The organism is Flavobacterium sp. AC267 (assembly GCF_979258715.1).
Genome location: NZ_OZ409875.1, coordinates 5,143,660 through 5,163,237, shown reverse-complemented (window position 1 = coordinate 5,163,237; position 19,578 = coordinate 5,143,660). Strand labels below are relative to the sequence as shown.

At 33.5% G+C, this 19,578-nt stretch carries 11 protein-coding genes, 3 tRNA genes and 4 pseudogenes; 8 read left to right on the top strand and 10 right to left on the bottom strand.

Annotation, left to right across the window (positions count from 1 at the left end; all coding sequences use genetic code 11):
* Positions 1-114: 114 nt before the first annotated feature.
* The 3 genes from ACZZ95_RS27400 to ACZZ95_RS27390 all read right to left on the bottom strand — a co-directional run bounded on the left by ACZZ95_RS27400 (position 115) and on the right by ACZZ95_RS27390 (position 2,654).
* Positions 115-1,617, bottom strand: a complete 1,503-nt coding sequence (locus ACZZ95_RS27400) for an OmpP1/FadL family transporter (protein WP_463471490.1) — start codon at positions 1,615-1,617, stop codon at positions 115-117.
* A 175-nt stretch (positions 1,618-1,792) separates the two neighbouring features.
* A complete protein-coding gene (locus ACZZ95_RS27395) occupies positions 1,793-2,119 on the bottom strand; it encodes a hypothetical protein (RefSeq protein WP_463471489.1) in 327 nt (108 codons plus the stop codon).
* Positions 2,067-2,654, bottom strand: a complete 588-nt coding sequence (locus ACZZ95_RS27390; RefSeq protein ID WP_463471488.1) for a hypothetical protein — start codon at positions 2,652-2,654, stop codon at positions 2,067-2,069. Before ACZZ95_RS27390 ends, ACZZ95_RS27395 begins: the two co-directional genes overlap by 53 nt.
* Positions 2,655-2,755: 101 nt before the next feature.
* Here ACZZ95_RS27390 and proS point away from each other — a divergent pair.
* The 5 genes and pseudogenes from proS to rpsT all read left to right on the top strand — a co-directional run bounded on the left by proS (position 2,756) and on the right by rpsT (position 5,022).
* Positions 2,756-4,235 (top strand): annotated as a pseudogene (gene proS, locus ACZZ95_RS27385) (proline--tRNA ligase).
* Positions 4,236-4,312: 77 nt separating this feature from the next.
* A tRNA-Glu gene (locus ACZZ95_RS27380) sits at positions 4,313-4,384 on the top strand.
* Positions 4,385-4,426: 42 nt separating this feature from the next.
* Positions 4,427-4,498 (top strand) — tRNA-Glu (locus ACZZ95_RS27375).
* A gap of 43 nt (positions 4,499-4,541) precedes the next feature.
* A tRNA-Glu gene (locus ACZZ95_RS27370) sits at positions 4,542-4,613 on the top strand.
* A 156-nt stretch (positions 4,614-4,769) separates the two neighbouring features.
* A pseudogene (gene rpsT, locus ACZZ95_RS27365) lies at positions 4,770-5,022 on the top strand (30S ribosomal protein S20).
* Between the two features lie 238 nt (positions 5,023-5,260).
* Here rpsT and ACZZ95_RS27360 read toward each other — a convergent pair.
* Entirely contained in the window at positions 5,261-5,668 is a 408-nt protein-coding gene (locus ACZZ95_RS27360) for a response regulator (protein WP_463471487.1), read from the bottom strand.
* 5 nt (positions 5,669-5,673) lie between these two features.
* Positions 5,674-7,329, bottom strand: coding sequence for a PAS domain-containing sensor histidine kinase (locus ACZZ95_RS27355; protein ID WP_463471486.1), 1,656 nt, complete (start codon positions 7,327-7,329; stop codon positions 5,674-5,676).
* 223 nt (positions 7,330-7,552) lie between these two features.
* On the opposite strand from ACZZ95_RS27355, the gene typA reads away from it, so the two are divergent.
* Positions 7,553-9,349 (top strand): translational GTPase TypA, encoded by a 1,797-nt coding sequence (gene typA, locus ACZZ95_RS27350; protein ID WP_095951923.1) that lies wholly within the window; start codon positions 7,553-7,555, stop codon positions 9,347-9,349.
* Between the two features lie 124 nt (positions 9,350-9,473).
* On the opposite strand, the gene ACZZ95_RS27345 is transcribed toward typA, so the two are convergent.
* The 4 genes and pseudogenes from ACZZ95_RS27345 to ACZZ95_RS27330 form a co-directional block, all read right to left on the bottom strand.
* Complete coding sequence (locus tag ACZZ95_RS27345; protein ID WP_463471485.1) at positions 9,474-10,388, bottom strand: T9SS type B sorting domain-containing protein; 915 nt, start codon at positions 10,386-10,388, stop codon at positions 9,474-9,476.
* A gap of 22 nt (positions 10,389-10,410) precedes the next feature.
* Positions 10,411-11,826: a choice-of-anchor L domain-containing protein gene (locus ACZZ95_RS27340; protein WP_463471484.1), complete on the bottom strand. Its 1,416-nt coding sequence runs from the start codon at positions 11,824-11,826 to the stop codon at positions 10,411-10,413.
* Between the two features lie 15 nt (positions 11,827-11,841).
* A pseudogene (locus ACZZ95_RS27335) lies at positions 11,842-12,679 on the bottom strand (ABC transporter permease).
* Positions 12,680-12,682: 3 nt separating this feature from the next.
* Complete coding sequence (locus ACZZ95_RS27330; protein WP_463471483.1) at positions 12,683-13,594, bottom strand: ABC transporter ATP-binding protein; 912 nt, start codon at positions 13,592-13,594, stop codon at positions 12,683-12,685.
* A 105-nt stretch (positions 13,595-13,699) separates the two neighbouring features.
* Here ACZZ95_RS27330 and ACZZ95_RS27325 point away from each other — a divergent pair.
* A pseudogene (locus tag ACZZ95_RS27325) lies at positions 13,700-14,752 on the top strand (hypothetical protein).
* Between the two features lie 116 nt (positions 14,753-14,868).
* Positions 14,869-15,660 (top strand): hypothetical protein, encoded by a 792-nt coding sequence (locus ACZZ95_RS27320; RefSeq protein ID WP_463471482.1) that lies wholly within the window; start codon positions 14,869-14,871, stop codon positions 15,658-15,660.
* A gap of 164 nt (positions 15,661-15,824) precedes the next feature.
* On the opposite strand, the gene ACZZ95_RS27315 is transcribed toward ACZZ95_RS27320, so the two are convergent.
* The gene (locus ACZZ95_RS27315; RefSeq protein ID WP_463471481.1) at positions 15,825-19,559 is read right to left on the bottom strand and encodes a metallophosphoesterase; all 3,735 of its coding nucleotides are present in this window, start codon (positions 19,557-19,559) and stop codon (positions 15,825-15,827) included.
* Between the last annotated feature and the right edge of the window lie 19 nt (positions 19,560-19,578).

Sequence of the window (19,578 nt, the reverse complement as noted above, 5' to 3'; positions counted from 1 at the left end):
AAGCTAATTTAGGTTCTTGGTGATTTATGGACGTGTAAAGTTTAGATAAGAATAAAAAAAATCCGTTTAGTAAAGACCAAACGGAAATTTTCAATCATCTATTTTGATTTTTAATTACAATTCAAATAATAAAGTAAGTGTTACATTGTTCAGTTTTGAGTTGATGTTAGCTCCATCTGTAAAACCTGTAGCAAAAAATCCTTGATTTGATTTTCTTTCTAAATAAGAATATGCTAAATCTAATTTGGTACCTCCAAAATTGTATCCTAAACCTCCAGAATAACTAGTTAAGTCTCCAACTGTAGAGCCGTTTTTGTATGGGCTTCCTTCAAAACGATATCCAGCTCGCAGGCTTAACTGATTAATTTTATATTCACCACCAATGCGAAGTTCTCCAGTGCTTGTCAAAGTATTGCTGATGTCTGTGTTTACGCCTCTAAAACTAACGTCATTTGTAGGTTTGAATTTTGCATTCCCATAGTTTTTTACTGCATAGTCAATACTTAATAAACCTGATTTTCCAAAAACATAAGTCGCACTAAAAGTCCATTTGTCTGGGGTTTGTAAAGTATAAGATTCGTATACGTTTACTATATTTGGATTTACATTTGCATTTAAAGGTTGTCCGCCGTCTGCTTGTCTTGTAGTGCTAAGGCTTTGTGAGGTTTCATCATAAAGTTCGTACCAAGTATTTGACTCATAAGCTACACCAAGTCTAAAAGCTTCAGTTACTTTGCCTATTGCTCCTAATTGGAATGAAAAACCGTTTCCGTAAGTATATAATTCATTATTGAAACGTAAGTTTGAAATCGTTTCGTATGGTTGCAATGGATTGCTGTTGTCTTCGTAAAAGCTTGAAGATCTTCTGAAATCAGTAACGTGAACATTTAAATTAGCTCCGAAATAAAGCTTGTCTCTATAAGAAGTTGCGATATTGAAACCTACTTTACTGTTGTATCCTCTAGTGTAAACTTCATTCTCTTGGTAGTAATTTCCGCCTTCTGGTACATTACTTATATATTGACTGTTTCCTGGTGTATTTGTTACAGGGTCAATAACGTACCCATTATATCCCATGAAAGCTTGCTGTTCTCTGTATCCTAAATCTCTATAATCTTGATTATCGATGTTTTGAAATGGAATTCCGTTTGCAAAAGCTAAAAAATAACCATCAATAGAATTAGTTGGGTTTGTTCCAGCAGAGAAAGTGCTGTTATTGAAATTATTTGTATTCTCGTATGTTGCTCCAATTGCAATTTTATTCCACCCGTTATTAGGGTTTCTGTCTTTAAAAACAAAAACACCTCCTGCTTGGTTTAGGATAAAAGAATTCTCTTTATCTGAAGTTTGGGTTCCAAAATAATCAGAATTATTTTTAATATTTTGATTACTAAAAGATATACCAACTTGATTGGTGTTGAAAACTGCAGATCCAGCAGGATTGACACTTAAAGAAGATAAATCTCCTCCAACGGCTCCAAAAGCACCGCTCATGGCTCTAAATCTTGCAGTACCTGTTAAATTGTCTTGAGAGTAACGCAAAGCATCTGAAACTTCTTGTGAATATGACGCGCTGACAGTTAGTCCTGTTATAAGTAGGAAAAATATTTTTTTCATTTGGATAAGTTTTAGTTTGAATTTAGTTTGCTAAGAAAAAAATTATCTTCTTCCTCCGCCACCGCCAGATCTCATACCGCCGCCACCGTCGCCACCAGACGATCTCATGCTTCCGCCGCCATCGCTGTTCATAGAACGTGATGGGCTACTAGGAGTATAGCTTCTTGATGAGTTGCTATTCGTCGCTAGGAGTGTAGCTTCTGTTTGTTGTGGTGTTGCCACTATTGTTGTAAGATCTTCTGCCAGAATTATAATCTGTACTATTTGTGTTAGCTCTTCTATTGGTGAAAGTTGGGCTTGTTGTACCTCTGTTTACAGTTGAACTTCTTCTGTAATCACTATAGCTGTTAGATCTATTCGTGGTATAATTTCTGTTTGTAGTATAACTTCCTCTGTTAGTAGTGTAGTTTCTATTTGATGTATATCCTCTGTTGGTAGTGTAATTTCTGTTAGAAGCATAGTTTCTGTTTCCATAATATGCTTGCAGAACCTCTTCTTCCATAAGAATAGTTGTAATTGTTGTAGCCGTAGTAACCGTCGCCCCAATATCCTGGATAGCCCCATCCTGGTCCCCAATAGCTTGGATAACCCCAGCCGCCCCAGTAACCTGGATATCCCCAGCCCCAGCCGCCTCCATATCCCCATCCGTAATAAGGATATCCCATTCCGAATCCGAATGACCATGTTGGGTCAGAGTAAACATTTACAGAAACGTCAGAGTTGTTGCTTCCCCATGCAGGATAACCTACAGAAGCAGTTTGTGTGCTGTCATTTTCTGCATAATTTGTATAATTGTCAACGTCAGTAAATATTTCAGTTGGCTGATTGTCTTCTTGCAAAGATCTAAAATAATCTTTGTATTGATTGTTTGTGCCGTTGTTAGACTGCACGTAGCTGTTTGATGAGCCACCGTATACTCCATCATTGTCGTGGTAAGACGAATTTTGGTAAGAACCACACGACGCTAGTAATAAACTAACTAATCCGAGTAGGTAAAAATGATTAGAGTTTTGGCGAAGAGAAATGTTAGTTTTCATATCTGTGGTGTTTTTTATTGTTGCACATTACAAAAATAGTTAGTTTTGTCAAACTATTTAGTTAAAATTATTAAAACAAAATTTGTGCCAAACTATATAATATGAGTAAGAACCTCACTACAAGATCAGAAGATTATTCGAAATGGTATAACGAGCTGGTTGTGAAAGCAGATCTAGCTGAAAATTCAGGAGTTAGAGGCTGTATGGTAATTAAACCGTACGGATATGCTATTTGGGAAAAAAATGCAGGCTGAGTTAGATCGTATGTTCAAAGAAACGGGACATCAAAATGCGTATTTTCCTTTATTTGTGCCGAAGAGCATGTTTGAGGCTGAAGAGAAAAATGCAGAAGGATTTGCAAAAGAATGTGCTGTTGTGACACATTATAGATTAAAAAACGATCCAGACAAACCTGGAAAATTAATGGTTGATCCGAATGCAAAACTAGAGGAGGAGCTTATTGTTCGTCCGACAAGTGAAGCTATTATTTGGTCTACCTATAAAGGATGGGTGCAATCTTATAGAGATTTGCCTCTATTAATTAATCAATGGGCTAATGTGGTTCGATGGGAAATGCGTACGCGTTTATTTTTGAGAACTGCTGAATTTTTATGGCAGGAAGGGCATACTGCTCACGCTACAAAGGCAGAAGCTATTGAAGAGTCTGAAAAAATGATGAATGTTTATGCAGAGTTTGCAGAAAACTTCATGGCAATTCCGGTAGTAAAAGGTTTTAAAACCGAAACAGAGCGTTTTGCTGGGGCAGATGAAACGTACTGTATTGAAGCATTAATGCAGGACGGAAAAGCTTTGCAGGCAGGAACATCTCACTTTTTAGGTCAGAACTTTGCAAAAGCTTTTGATGTTAAGTTTGCTAATGCAGAAGGAAAACAAGAACACGTTTGGGGAACATCATGGGGAGTTTCAACTCGTTTGATGGGGGCTTTGATTATGACACATTCTGATGATCAAGGATTAGTGCTTCCTCCAAATTTGGCTCCAATTCAAGTTGTTATTGTACCGATTTATAAAACGGATGAACAATTGGCTCAAATTACAGAAGCGGTTAATGAGTTGACAGCTAAATTGAGAAAATTGAAAATCACAGTTAAGTTTGATGACAGAACGACACAAAAACCAGGGTTTAAATTTGCGGAATGGGAATTAAAAGGAGTTCCTGTTCGAATTGCTGTTGGTCCAAAAGATTTAGAAAACGGTACTTTTGAAGTTGCTAGACGTGATAACTTAACAAAAGAGGTAGTTGAAGCTGGAAAAATCGTTGAATATGTGAATGATTTATTGGAGCAGGTTCAAAGCGATTTATTTAAAAAAGCGTTAGATTATAGAAATAGTCATATTACCGAAGTAAATAGTTTTGAAGAGTTTAAAGAAGTTCTGGAAGGTAAAACAGGTTTTTTGTCTGCTCACTGGGATGGAACTGCAGAGACGGAAGAAAAGATAAAAGAATTGACAAAAGCGACAATTAGATGTATTCCTTTGGATGCTGTTGAAGAGGCGGGAGTCTGTGTGTTTACTGGGAAACCTTCGTCTAAAAGAGTGCTTTTTGCTAAGGCATATTAAAAAAAATGTATTTTTTTTGTGTTAGGTATTGTACATCTTAAAAATAGTTGTATTTTTGCATCCGCATTAGAGAAGCAGGCCCGTTCGTCTATCGGTTAGGACGCATGGTTTTCATCCATGTAAGAGCGGTTCGATTCCGCTACGGGCTACTACTTTTTTTTGCGAAATAAGTTATTAAACTTGATGTTAATGGCCCGTTCGTCTATCGGTTAGGACGCATGGTTTTCATCCATGTAAGAGCGGTTCGATTCCGCTACGGGCTACAATTTCAATTTTGTTTAAATTGAAGAAAACTTAGAAGAATTTGGTCTGTTCGTCTAGGGGTTAGGACTCCAGGCTTTCGTCCTGGTAACAGGGGTTCGATTCCCTTACAGACTACAAAAATTAGTTGTGAATAAGTTTTGTGAAATAAAAATTGGTGTCTCGGTTTTTATTTTATTAGTTAAAACCAAAGTGATTGTTTTTGCAATTGTGGGAGGTTTTTCTTTTTTAACTAGTATTTATAATTATTATTACATCTAAAATTAAAAAGAAATGGCAAATCATAAGTCAGCATTAAAAAGAATCAGAAGTAACGAAAAAAGAAGAGTTCTTAACAGATATCAACACAAAACTACTCGTAATGCTATTAAAGCATTAAGATTAGCTACTGATAAATCTGATGCGTACTGCAAAATTATCAACTGTAATCTCTATGATTGATAAGTTAGCTAAAAAGAACATCATTCATGATAATAAAGCTTCTAACTTGAAGTCTAAATTAACAAAACATGTTGCTAAATTGTAATTAAAATACAATTTGAAATATACAAAAGTCCTCTTTTTAAGAGGACTTTTTTTTGTTTATACCTAAATGGTGAATTTAAATATTTTTAAATTCCAAAAAATAAATTCCAAATTCCAATTTTAGAAATTTGGAATTTGGAATTTTGATTTTTTTTAAAAATAAAAGATTTTTATAATTATGCGATCAAGTATCTTTTGGGATTTGGAATTTTAAAAATTGGATTTTAAAATATTAGAAATTAAACACCTATTTTCTTCTTAAGATATTCAAGCATTGGCTGTGTAATAGGTTTTGAGAGAAAGTCTATTATAATAGGATATTGTTTTGCTTTGGCAAGATCTTCTGGGTCGATTGTAGAAGATAAGACAATTACTGGCGCAGAATTAAAATCACTATAATCTGGACCAGTAAAATGATCTAAAAACTCCCAGCCGCCCATTATTGGCATATTTAAATCTAAAAAAATCAACTCCGGTTTTTTTGTGTTTTTGTCATTAGTGTATTTTAAGGTATTAAAGTGAAGGAGCGCTTCTTCACCATTTTGAGCTGTAATAACTTCGTGGGAAAATGAAGATTTAGAGATTACTTTTTTGCATAACATTAATGTGATGGGGTCGTCGTCAATGCATAAAATCTGCTCAAGCATAATAATTAATTTTTAAATGTTATTGTAAATGTGGTTCCTTTATTGACTTCGCTGTCGATAGAAATTGTTCCTCCCATGGTTTCTACTTGAGATTTTACAAGATAAAGACCTAATCCTTTGCTGTCGGGGTAATTGTGAAATCTTTGGTAAAGGCCAAAAACTTTATCGCGGTTTCTTTCTAAATCAATCCCAATTCCGTTGTCTTTGAAGGTTAATATTGTCTTGTTTTCTATTTTTTCTGCAGTTATAGAAATTTTTAGTTTTCTATTTTCAGATTTGTATTTTATAGAATTGGTAAGTAGGTTTAATAATATACTTTCGATATACGCTTTGTTTGTTATGAGCTCGGGTACTTTTTCGAACTTAAGTTTTATTATAGGTTTGTGTAATTCTATTTGAAATGACAGCTGGCTGAATACGTTTTCGAAAACTTCTTTTAAAGAGGTTTCTTCTTTCTGCATAGAAGGATTGTCTTTAATAATGATAACTTTTACTAAGTCGTTGATTGTTTCGTTTAATAAATGTGTCGATTTAGTAAAGCCTGTCAGGATTTCTTGAAGTTCTTCGTTTTCTAAAGGAATGTCTTCAATGAGGTTCAAAAGTCCGATTAAATTAGATAATGGTGCTCTTAGATTATGAGATGTTATGTAAGAGAATTGTTTTAAATCTTTATTGTTTTGAGTTAATTCTCGAATAAGATGCTCTTTTTCTGTTTCGAGTTTCTTCTCATCGGTAATATCTCTTTGAATTGAAATCCAATGCGAAATAATTCCTTCATTATTGAAAATTGGAATCATAGAAAAGCGAACCCAATATTCTTCTTTGTTTTTAGTGTAAGTGATGGTTTCTATCAGGCATTCTTCTTCGTTTTTTATGGCGCGTAAAAGTTTCTTTAATTCATCTGAATCAGATTTTGGACCTTTAAAAATGTTAGCTGACTTTCCAATTATTTCATTCGATTGATAGCCTGACATTTGAGAAAATGCTGGATTTACATAAACTATTTTTGGAATTTTTCCTTCCGGTGAATTGGCTTCGGTAATTAAAATTGAATCTCGAGATTGAGTAATTACAGTTTCTAAAAGTTTTAGTCTTTGTTCTTCCTCTTTCTGTTTTGTAATGTCTTGAATGGCTCCGATCATTCTAATTGCTCTTCCGTTTTCATCTTTTAATAAAAAACCTCTGTCCAAAACATATTTATAAGTACCGTCAGCACATCTAAAGCGGTATTGATCCTGCCATTTTTCTGTTTTTTGTTCAATAAATGAATATAATTTTATTGACATTCGGATACTGTCTTCCGGGTGAATTTTATCAAACCACCATTTCGAGGTTTTGCCCACTTCTTCGGGGTTGTAACCAAAAACACTTTCAATTCCTTTATTCCAGTTTATACTGTCCTCTTGAATTTTCCAATCCCAGATAGTATCGCTTGTCGCTTTCGCTACTATGTCATATTTCTCATTAGATTCTTTTATTTCTACGTTTGTTTTGTTTAGCTTTTCAAAAATAGTTATGCTTCTTTTTTCCTTTTTTGCAAGTATAAACCTAAAAACCAATCCAGTTATTAAAATAAATATAATGTCTTTTATAAGAGATAAATATTGATAATCTGATGAAGAAAAGTAAGTTATGAGTAATTTATGACATAAGACCGCCATAATTATCGAGATGATTGAGTAAATAAGAGTAATTTGGAGAGTTTTACTTTTCATTACCTCAAATATAGTTAAATTAACTATAACTAAACATATGTTAATATTATTTTGAGGCCTATATTTTCGCGATTTATATTAACTAATTGATTGTATATACGTAAAGTATGTTTAGAAACGTTTTTTATTAAAAAATAAAGTGTACCTTTGCGACCATTAAAAATCACAGATGGAATCTATTAGAAACATTGCAATTATTGCCCACGTCGATCACGGTAAAACCACTTTGGTTGATAAAATTATGTATCACTGTCAATTATTTCGTGACAACGAAAACACAGGTGATTTAATTCTTGATAATAACGATTTAGAGCGCGAGAGAGGTATTACTATTACTTCTAAGAACGTATCGGTTCAATATAAAGGAACAAAAATCAATATTATTGACACTCCAGGCCACGCGGATTTTGGAGGTGAAGTAGAACGTGTATTGAACATGGCCGATGGTGTATGTTTGCTAGTGGATGCTTTTGAAGGTCCAATGCCACAAACTCGTTTCGTATTACAAAAAGCGATTGACTTAGGTCTTAAGCCTTGCGTAGTTATCAATAAAGTTGATAAAGAAAACTGTACTCCTGAAGAAGTTCATGAAAAAGTTTTTGACTTAATGTTTGAATTAGGTGCTGAAGAATGGCAGTTGGATTTCCCAACAGTTTATGGTTCTGCAAAAAACAACTGGATGTCTGACCATTGGGAAAACGTAACTGATAATGTTGAAGCATTATTGGATATGGTTGTTAACAATGTGCCTGCTCCTAAAGTTTCTGAAGGAACACCTCAAATGTTAATTACTTCTTTAGATTTCTCAGCTTTTACAGGTCGTATTGCTATTGGTCGTTTAGAAAGAGGAGTTCTTAACGAAGGTATGCCAATCTCATTAGTAAAAAGAGATGGTACAGTATCTAAATCTCGTATCAAAGAACTTCATACTTTTGAAGGACTTGGCCGTAAAAAAGTACAACAAGTTATTGCTGGAGATATTTGTGCAATCATTGGAGTTGAAGGTTTTGAAATTGGTGATACTATTGCTGATTTTGAGAATCCAGAGGGTCTAAAAACGATTGATATTGATGAGCCTACTATGAGTATGTTGTTTACTATCAACGATTCACCTTTCTTTGGTAAAGAAGGTAAATTTGTAACTTCTCGTCATATTAGAGAAAGACTTACAAAAGAATTAGAGAAAAACTTAGCTATGAAGTTAGGTGAAACTGATTCTGCTGATAAATTCATGGTTTTTGGTCGTGGTGTACTTCACTTATCTGTTCTTATTGAAACAATGAGAAGAGAAGGGTATGAGTTACAAATCGGTCAGCCACAAGTTATTATCAAAGAAATTGATGGTAAAAAATGTGAGCCAATTGAAGAGTTAACAATCGACTTACCAGAAAATCTTTCAGGTAGAGCAGTTGAATTCGTTACTATGCGTAAAGGAGAAATGCTTTCTATGGAAACTAAAGGTGAACGTATGATTGTGAAATTTAATATTCCATCACGTGGAATTATTGGATTACGTAACCAATTGCTTACTGCTACTGCTGGTGAGGCTATTATGGCACACCGTTTTATTGGATATGAGCCTTACAAAGGAGAAATTGCTGGACGTAACAAAGGTTCATTAATTTCTATGGAAAAAGGAAAAGCTATTCCTTATTCTATCGATAAATTACAAGATCGTGGTAAATTCTTCGTTGAACCAAATGCTGAAATTTACGAAGGTCAGGTAATTGGAGAAAACTCTCGTGGAGATGATATGTGTGTAAACGTAACTAAAGAGAAAAAACAATCTAACGTACGTTCTTCTGGAAATGATGAAAAAGCTAGAATTATCCCTCCAATTATTTTCTCTCTTGAAGAAGCTTTAGAGTACATTCAAAAAGATGAGTATGTAGAGGTTACACCAAAATCTATTCGTTTAAGAAAGATTTATTTAACTGAAACTGACAGAAAAAGATTTAAAATCTAATACGTTTTAAATTTCAATATAAAAAATCCCAAATTCCGTAAGGAGTTTGGGATTTTTTTTTGACTATTAAATTAAAGTTTAAGTTTAATTTGGAATTTTAAAATTTGGAATTTATTATAAAAAATTATCTCTTCAAACTAAAGTGGCCTTTTACACTTTTGCCATCGATAAATTGAAGGGTAAACCAATAATCATCTGAAGGTAATTGCTGTCCGTTTAAAATTCCGTTCCAGCCCGAACTGTTTTGAGTCATTTGTTTTAACAACTTACCATAACGGTCAAAAATAGAAATAGTGTAATCTGGCATTTGATCTATATTTTTAATTACCCATAAATCATTGAATCCATCTCCATTTGGTGTAAAAAAACGTGGATAATCTAAAACGTAAACTAAAAAGGAATTGGATAGACCGTGACCATTTTTGTCTCGAGCAACTGCATTATAAATTCCAGGATTTACTTGACTAAATGTTGGATCGTCTTGAAAAACGGATCCTTCAAGAGAGAACTCATAATTTCCAACTCCAGTGTATTGAATTAATACTGTATTGTCTACGCCAGAAAAATCTTTTACTTCAGCTCCTGTAATTACGGCAGGTTCAGATAAAATAACCTTAAAAGTTTTAGTTTTTTGACAATTGTTTGTGTCCGTTACTAAAACAGAATAATCGCCAGCACTATTAACAGTTGTTGAATTTGTTGTTTCTCCATTCGACCATGTATAGCTTGTAAAACCAGTCGCGACAGATAAAGTTATTTGTTCTCCTTTGCATAAATATACTATTTCATCTTCGAAATTTGGCGGATCAAAAGTATGTACAATTAATTCGATAGGAGCGATATCATAACAGTCAGGTCCGTTTACTGCTCTAGCATAAATAGTTTGACTATTTGGAATAGTATTTTTAAAAATATTTGGCAGTGCATTTGTTTCTGTTATGGCGTCATTCGCGGTTAAATAATAACCAATAACTAATCCATCTGGAAGTCCTGTTAAGATTTGTGAAGTTACTTCGGAATTTAAATCAAATTGATACAAACCATCCTGAATTTCATCTCCGTCACATGTAGCAATTGGAGATTGATCTGGAATAACCGTATTCGAGATGTTTAGAACAATTTGCGGTATCGAATAACAACCATACGAATTTTCTATCCTTGCGTAAATTATCTGATTTGGACTTTTTATTAGTATACGCCTGTGGATTAACGATTGGATTTGATTTGTCTCGCGCATCCATTAATGTTTCATAATAACCTTGATTGGTAATTTGCGGATTATTATTCTTGACGATACTAGCGGTTTTGGTTAAATTAAAAATTGTAATTCCATCTGTATTATCATCGCATTGTAGTAAAGAAGTATTTGTTGAGGCAATTTGCGGTGTAAATTCAACTGTAATCTCACCAACAGATATGCAGGTTGTATTATTATTTAATGCCGCTTCAACTTTGTAGATTCCAGATGAAGTTACGGCATATGCAGGACCAATAGCATCAGGTATTAGAATATAATTATTTGATGCATCTTTTTTGTACCATTTAAAATCGTAGCCATTGCTAGTTAATTTAGTATCTAAAACAAAACTTTCTCCAAAACAAATAGGGTTGTTGTTGGCGACTGTTCTATCTTCTCCAAAATTTATTTTGCTTACAAAACTCCCGCCTTCAATAAAAACAGCCGAATTATATTGTCTAGTTTCATCGTCTGCTATAACTAATTTAAGATGGTATTTTTTATTAGGAACTACATCTGTATAAGCATTCATTACTACAGTTTGTCCAGCATAATTAATAGGACTGGAAGTCGTGTTGTAACCATTAAAATAAGTTTCATTTTGGGCATCGCATCCTTGTATTACTCCCTCTGTGCTAGTAATCGAATTTATTTTGGGATGCACAGTCGTCGCAGAAACTGCTGTAGTTGAATTAGGAAGAACAGCTAAATTTTTATAATCCTCAGCACTTCCAACTTCTTTAATTAAGAAAGCAAATCCATCAGAATACCTGCAAGGATAATAAGATTGATATTCATTTGAAGCAAAGAAATAATTAAAACTGATCGAATTGGTCAAAGCTGTAAAATCGAATTCTAATACAGTTGCCTGTCTGCTATTAGTAATGTTTAATGCTTCATTTAAGTCATTATCGCCATTCCATGACTGTATTTGTGTGCCTTTAGAGTCGGCTTGGATGTAAGGACCTTCAGCATTTTTACTAGGCGAAGTACTTAAAACCAAACCGCTTGAAAAAGGAAAATTTGCCCCAGCTGTAAATGAACCAAAACTTTGACCGCTTGGTGTCGGATTTCCTGAGGCACTTATATTTTGAAGATCGATGCAGGAACTATTAATTAAGATATTCTGAGCTAAATCTGTCGCTGTTACATTTGGATTAACAGAAATATTTTGAGCGCTGGTCTTATTAGAGACACAGAGCGACAGAAATAAAACAAATGAAATTCTTAAATAATTCATAGTATAGCAAATATACTATAAATCTCTACTTTTTAATAATTTGTAAGAAAAATAAACAAACAAAGCAGTCCATGCCAAAACGATTACTATCGTAAAGTAATTTACACTATAATCCATGTCGGTTTCGATTCCCATTTGAGTTCCAATATTTTTAACAACTGATAATCGAGGTCCTGGATTAACAATTAAGTTTGACATAGCTTCTAAAGGAAGGAATTGCATGATTTTCTCATCTGTATTACTTTCTGGGAAAATTTTGAAAGCCAGAATACCTTTTAAAATTCCTTCAAGAATGCTCCAAACTAAAAGAAAACCTAGTGCAAAAGCAGAACGTTTTACCAAAATTCCAAGAAATAAACAGAAAGAAAAGAAACCTGTCAGCTTTACGAAAAAAGCCAAAAGATAATCTAAGTCACTGAAAATAATACTGAATTCTGTATAAGAAGAGAAAAATAATCCTAAGATTAAGCTCATTACAAAAACAAAAACCGTTGAAGCAAATGCAAACAAAACTACCGTTAAAAACTTGGATAGAATAAATTCTTTTTTGCTTAAACCGTCAATTAAGTTTTGTTTTAAAGTGCCGTAGCTATATTCATTAGCCATCATAGAGACAATAACTATGGCTAGAAAAAATTTAAGGATTGCGGCAACATACGTATTAAAATGCCAGATAAAAGGAAAATTAAAAATTCCCATTTCTGCCAAATGAAATTTAAAAACACCTATGTCAAATTTTATTGCGAGCAATAAGTGCAATAAAAGAAAGTAATATAAAATAAGTTAATGTTAAAATACGGCTGGCTTTATTCATCCAGATTTTTTGCAATTCTATAGAGAGAAGTCTTTTCATGGTTTAGTTTTTTTGAATAGTGGCGTTTTTGGTTAATTCTAAAAATTGTGCTTCTAAACTATTTTTACGTTTTACTAAATGACTTAAAATAATGTTTTTAGAAAATAAAAATTGATTCAATTCAGTAGCTGATAAATCAGATTTGAGGTAAACCAATAATTTACCATCTTCTTCTTTAATTTGACCCACAGCATTATGTTCGCCTAAAACAGATTTTAGTGCCAAATTATCATTAGAACAAATTTCAAAGAAACCTTCATTAGATGACATTCCGTCTACAGGACCAGAGTATAAAACTTCGCCTTTTCTTAATACAATTACCTGCGAACAAACTTTTTCGACTTCATCCAGCAAATGCGATGCTAGTAAAATAGTCGTTCCCTGCGATGCAATTTTTTTAATAATATCTCGAATCTGATGAATTCCCTGCGGATCCAATCCGTTCGTTGGTTCATCTAAAATTAAAATTTCAGGATCGTTTAAAAGTGCCGATGCAATAGCCAAACGCTGTTTCATTCCGAGTGAAAAAGTACTGAACTTACTGTCTTTTCTCTCGCTTAAACCAACTAATTCCAGCTTTTCGTTTACTTTAGAATAATCGATATTTTTGATTTTACAAACCAATTTCAGGTTTTGTTCAGCTGTCATATAAGGGTAAAAGTTGGGACGCTCGATAATAGCGCCAACCTTTTTTAAAGCTTCATGCGTTTCTATATTGCCGTCGAACCAGCGATAATTACCAGAAGATTTATTAACAACATTCAGGACAATTCCCAATGTTGTCGATTTCCCGCTTCCGTTAGGGCCAAGAATGCCATACACGCGGCCTTTTTGTATTGTAAAAGATACATTTTTTAAAGCCTGAATACGGCCGTATCTTTTATTCAGATTTTCAATGGTTAAGATGGTTTCCAAATTTTTCTGGTTTTAGTTTTTAGTATGACGAGCTAAGTTGATTTTTGTTACTTTAAAATTAAACTTTAATCCTATTGATGTAAATTTGTACTAAAGATATTCAAAATGAGCGAGCCATTAATGGTTTTAAAAAAACCTTCTTATCCTTTAACACAGTCACTTTTAAACTATTTGGAGCGATACGAACGTATTTCTAAAGTTTCTGTGTTTTATGATGATCTGCTTCGCTTTTCAGGCTCGGTAAACGTTTACGATAAATATGATAATGATACACTTTGGATTCGAGTGTATTACAACGAATTTGAACGCAATGAAATTGATTTAAACCTAAAAAGAATTTACTCCCTCTGCATTCCGATGGTAACAGCGAGATTATTCAGTTTCTAAATATTGATGCCATTGATTATTGTACTTTTGGAAATTCAAAACCTTTCAGGATTAAAGTCCGAAATATCCTCAACGATAATTACGTTCATTTTTATATCAAAAAAGCCGATGCTTCTCGAATTTACGGATTAGAATTAGAAGATATTCTTTCGCCGGATAAAATCAACTTTTTGGTTTATAAAGACACTTTAATTGAAGAACATATTATTGGAATTCCCGGCGATGTTTTTATGGATACGTTGCTGGACGGCTGTTCTGAAATGGAAAAAGCACAGATTGCAAAAGAGTTCGTTAAGTTCAACGAACGCCGCATGATTCGTCTTTTAGGCGACATGCGGGCGTATAATTATGTGATTGTCCCAATTCACGATTTCGATCAGGTAGTTTATAAAATTCGCCCGATTGACTTTGACCAGCAATGTTACGAAGGTAATTTTAAAGTATATCGGCCACAGTTTTTCAAAGAGAATTCCCCAATGATTAAGCTCATTAAGGAAAAGTTAGAAGAACGTTCTATAATTCAATATAAAGATGAAGAAAGAGCGATTTTAGCAAAACGGATCCATTCGGCAGAAAACAGAATTAAAAAACTGTTGAACATAATGTGTCACGATACAATTTCTACAGAAGAACATCTGAATCAATTGAAAATGGAACTATACCGTTATACTAATGATATGAAGTTTAAAAATGCCAAATCAATGGGGCATATTATGCATGCGAGCATTCGAATTTATTACTCGTAATTTTAAAAACACTAACTTAGTTTAGAATTTTTGTCATCCTTCGTTGCTCGCGATGAAAAAAATATAATTGTATGAAAAAATCTTTTTTAGCAGTAGTTTCTATAGTTTTATTAGCTTGCCAGCGAGCAATCTGGCAGTGATTTGAAAACGCTTTATTCGCTTCCGAAAAAATTAAAAGAAGTTTCTGGGATAACTTATTTTCCTGAGACCAATATGCTTTATACTTTGGAAGACAGCGGTAACAAAAATGCGATTTATGCCATTGATTCTAAAGGTAAATTAGAAAAAACAATTACAATTTCTAATGCCGCAAATGTCGATTGGGAAGATATTACGAAAGATAAATCTGGAAATATTTACATAGGTGATTTTGGAAACAACGATAACGAACGCAGAGATTTATGTATTTATAAAGTTGCTAAAGGAGAATTAAATAAAGATTTGGCTAAAGCCGAATATAAAATCTCATTTTCATATCCAGAACAAACCGAATTTCCTCCAAAGAAAAAAGAACTGTTTTATGATGTTGAAGGTTTCTTTGAACACAGCGGTTACTTTTATCTTTTTACAAAAAACAGAAGTAAAGGTTTTGATGGGACAGCTTTTATCTACAAAATCAAAAATGCATCTGGAACTCAAAAAGCGGTGAAAATTGGGGAATTTAAAACCTGCAATAATTACAATCATTGTGTTTTAACAAGCGCCACAATAAGTCCAGACGGAAAAAAAGTTGCTTTATTGAGTCATGACAAAGTTCTTTTATTTAAAGGTTTTAAAGGCGATTTGTTTCACAAAGGAACTCACACAGAATTAAATCTTAATCATTTTTCACAAAAAGAAGCCATCGTTTTTAAAGACAATAACACTTTATTAATCGCCGATGAAAAAACAAATAAAGTAGGAGGAGATGTGTACGAATATAAGTTGAAGTAAAATTCTATCCTGAAGCTTCGGGACTAAGATTTTATTTAGAAAAAGTCAGCCACGAATTACACAAATTTTCACTAATTTTTGTTTAATAGAATTCGTGAAAATTTGTGTAATTCGTGGCTAAAAAAAACTTAGAATCTTAGCATCTCAGTACCTTAGTACCTTTTTTAAAAACTATATCTTGCTCCAAAAATCACCCGTCCAATTTCATCAGGAGATTTAAAGTAAGAGATTCTGGCAGTTAAAATATTTATAGCGTTTAACCAAAGTCCGTCGCCGTAATCATGGTGCCATTTTTTAGAATCTTCGCCGTTCAGCCAAACTCTTCCGTAGTCGAAACCGCCTAAAACGCCGTAAGTAAAAGGAGCAATCGTTTTTCTTATTCTACCCAAGCTTAAGCGTAAATCTGAACTCTGAGAGAAATAGGAACTTCCTAAAAAGCGTTCATTTCTAAAACCTCTTAAATCAGTATCACCGCCCAAAGTAGCCCCTTGATAAAATTCGTAATTATTATTTAAAATGGCTTTACCTTTAACATAAGTCGCTAAAACCAATTTGCCATTTTTATCTAATTTATGGGTAAATCCTAAGAAACTTTCCAGAGTTGGAAAATTTTTCTCCGTTTCATCCAGATTTGCAGTCCACGTTGCGGCGATCATAAAAGCCATACCTAAATTTGGTTTCGCGGCAAAATCAGAATTTTTGAAAAGATATTTCACTTTTAAACCTCCAAAATTTTGCGTATCAAAAACATTTGGATTCACAATATTCGGAGTATCGATAAATCTATTTTCTGTTTCTTCCACTGTCATTCTCTGATAAATTGGCTGTATGCTAAATTCACTTCCGTATCGACCAACATGGCGAACGGCACCCGAAGCATTAAATTTACGAATACGAACACGGTTATAATCCAAACTAACTTCGTCATCGTCATAAGTAGTTTCGTTTCCGTAACCAAAATAATTCATGGCAAAATTTGGAGTTGTATAAAGCGATTCCACATCAATAACCCATTTCCCTAGTAAACCTGGAAAATGTCTCGCATAATTAAATTCTAAACCGCCTGTTGCAAAGTAGTAGAAAGCATTTAAAACATGTCTTTGAGTATACGGATTCTGTTTGAAATTGTTAACAGTGTAATTTAAATTAATACCCACTTTTACGCCGTCATCTGGGTTAAAACCAATATTTGGAAGGCCAGAAACAACATTGTATTTCGGTTTTTCGTAATTATACAAGTTCACATCGTAATCGTCAGTTAACTGTGTCTGTGTTTTTGAATCTAAGTTATAAGTGTTTTCTTTTGATTTAAAATCGTAAACAATAACCTTTCTTCCGTTTTCAATATTATAGGTATCATTGTTCTGACCTCCAATTAAGCGGACTTTAATTCTTGATTTCTCATTTCCTTTTACCTCAAAAATATCATTATCATCTAAACCATAAATCCATAAATTTTTGGTTTTAGCGTCAGTTACTGTTTTTGTATACTGCAATTCGTCGCCCTCTTTTTTAGCTCTGAAAACTTGAATTTCAATACTTTTTTTAGCATTATGATTCAAAACAAATTTATCTTTTTTATCAGTTCCGGCAATCATAACCGTTTTACTCAGCACATCAGAATAACGTGATGCATATTTTTGAAGATCTCTTTTTCTGTTTTTTAATTTTGCTATAATTTCCTTAATCGTTCCGTCCTGAACTTCTTTTGGTAAACTTTTAAAAGCATTTTCTATATCACTGTCAGATAAATTTTCTTGAATAAATTTTGCCTGCTCGAGCCATTCTTTTTCTCCAGAAGTTCTTAAAAAAGCCAAATCCATTGGATAAGGTTCCCTGCTTAACCATTTCACATTATCAATTTTATACTTAAAAGTACGCATGTGGCGAAGTGCCGGAATGTTCATTAAAATAGAAAGTAAAGTTCCATCGTATTTCGCAAAAGCTTGATCTCTGTCTCGCGGAATTGGTTTGTAAATTACTTTACCGTCTTTTTTAAACTCTGCCCAGCGCCATTGATCGCTGTGTCTGTCCCAATCGCCAATAAGCATATCAAACAAACGGGCTTTTATATATTCTTTTTCGTCAACCGAATATTTTTCATCTTTATGAAGATTAAGCATCATATCATCTGTCCCGATAATATTGCTTGGACTTCCAAAATTTTTACCGTCTAGATGATTATCCGCAGGTCTTTCTTCTACCATATACAGTTGGTCTCCAAAACCAGAATTAAATTCACCTAAACCTTTCTGTCTCGGAATATAATATAAAACGGGATTTGTATGAAAAACTCCAATTCGATCTGACATGCTTCCAATTGCAAAAGGCGCATAAGGATGAGAAGTCGTGTAGAAATCAAACAAGAAATTTTCTGCATAAGTATCTTCAAATTCATTTACAACATATTGATCTTTAAAAGCAACAGATTGTAAAAACACAGTTGCACTTTTTTTCATGCCTCGCATTACATATTCGCGCCCCTTTGGATCAGACATTCTTAAAGAAACAGATTGGTGCCCATCGCCTTCGCGAATAGGTTTTAAACCGCCCTTTAAAGTATCTATAGTAGCAACTTTTGCCTCAATAGGCATGCTGTAATATTTTCTGTAATGCTGGCCAAATAAAAATTTATGGAACAAACTTTTATCGGTCATTTTTGCTGAATAGATAGAAGTTGTAATTTTTGAAGGGAAACTATTAGGAATATCTGTTGCCCAATTAATTTCTTTGGCTTTTATAATTTCACGCTCAAAAAGCAGTTTTTCTTTATTATTTTCATTTCCATAATAAGAAACTTTGGTATCGCCGCTTTTAAATAAAGTTAAAACAGCGTATCCATTTCCTCCGTACGAAAAATCATTTTCGTTTACGGCTCTCGCGACTTCAGATTTCGAACCAGCGCCGCTAATGATTTGCTGAATATTTTCTTTGCTGATAAATTGCAGATTATGATCGTGTCCAGAAACTACGATTACATTTTTCTGCTTTTGCAAAAGCGTTTTAATTCTTTTGGCATAAATCGTATATTGTTTATTCTGAATGTCCTGCGGACTCACTCCAGAAGTTTTTCTCAGTAAATTAATAAAAGAGCCAATTATTGGAAGCGGTATTTTTTGTTCCAAAGGAAACAATTGTTTTTCTAATGAAAACTGTCCACCGTGTGTTCCGTTGCTTAGTAAAGGGTGATGAATCGCTAAAACAACTGTTTTTTCCTGATTTTTATTTAGGATATTTTCCAGTTCGTCAAAGAAATCTTCCCGAGTTTTAATTTCGCAATTGTCATTGATAGTCGGGTGGTTGTCCCAATCTTCCAGAAACCATTCGCTGTCAATAGTTACTAACGTAGTAGTACTATCAATTTTGACATCTTCAATAGCACAAGACTTTCTCGGTAAGAAAGCTTTTTTATCATTAAGTTGTTTGGTAACAAAATCAGCCTGTAGTTCTAAACCTTTAATACCGCTGTACCAGTCGTGGTTCCCGGGAATAAAAATTGTTTTTCCTCTAAAACCTTTAGCCAGGTTTAATTGATTTGTCAGCTTTGTTTCTGCCAAAGCAACATCTGCAACATTTTTATCACTCGGAAAACCTTTAGGATATATATTATCTCCTAAAAACAGCAGAGTTGACTTTTTATTAGCCTTTTTCAGCTTTTGATGTAAAAGCTCTAGGGTTTGTTGTGCCTGTGGTTCATCGGCATTTCCAGCGTCTCCGACCAGATAAAAAGTGTGTGCAATTTTTATAGTATCAGTTGCGTTTTCATTTTCGTTTGCGCTTACATTTTTTCCGTATTGCGGTTTGTGAGTTGCGCAAGAATAAACTAGGAAAAGCAGTACGAAAGTAACTGTTCCTGTTTTAATTTTTGCAATAAAATGATTATCCAAAAACAATTTCATAATTTAGTGGTATAAAAAT

Bases quoted from the DNA above. Each gene is read 5' to 3' on its own strand.
- ACZZ95_RS27400 (WP_463471490.1), bottom strand. From the start codon at position 1,617: ATGAAAAAAATATTTTTCCTACTTATAACAGGACTAACTGTCAGCGCG.
- ACZZ95_RS27395 (WP_463471489.1), bottom strand. From the start codon at position 2,119: ATGGAAGAAGAGGTTCTGCAAGCATATTATGGAAACAGAAACTATGCT.
- ACZZ95_RS27390 (WP_463471488.1), bottom strand. From the start codon at position 2,654: ATGAAAACTAACATTTCTCTTCGCCAAAACTCTAATCATTTTTACCTA.
- ACZZ95_RS27360 (WP_463471487.1), bottom strand. From the start codon at position 5,668: ATGCTTGAGCAGATTTTATGCATTGACGACGACCCCATCACATTAATG.
- ACZZ95_RS27355 (WP_463471486.1), bottom strand. From the start codon at position 7,329: ATGGCGGTCTTATGTCATAAATTACTCATAACTTACTTTTCTTCATCA.
- typA (WP_095951923.1), top strand. From the start codon at position 7,553: ATGGAATCTATTAGAAACATTGCAATTATTGCCCACGTCGATCACGGT.
- ACZZ95_RS27340 (WP_463471484.1), bottom strand. From the start codon at position 11,826: ATGAATTATTTAAGAATTTCATTTGTTTTATTTCTGTCGCTCTGTGTC.
- ACZZ95_RS27315 (WP_463471481.1), bottom strand. From the start codon at position 19,559: ATGAAATTGTTTTTGGATAATCATTTTATTGCAAAAATTAAAACAGGA.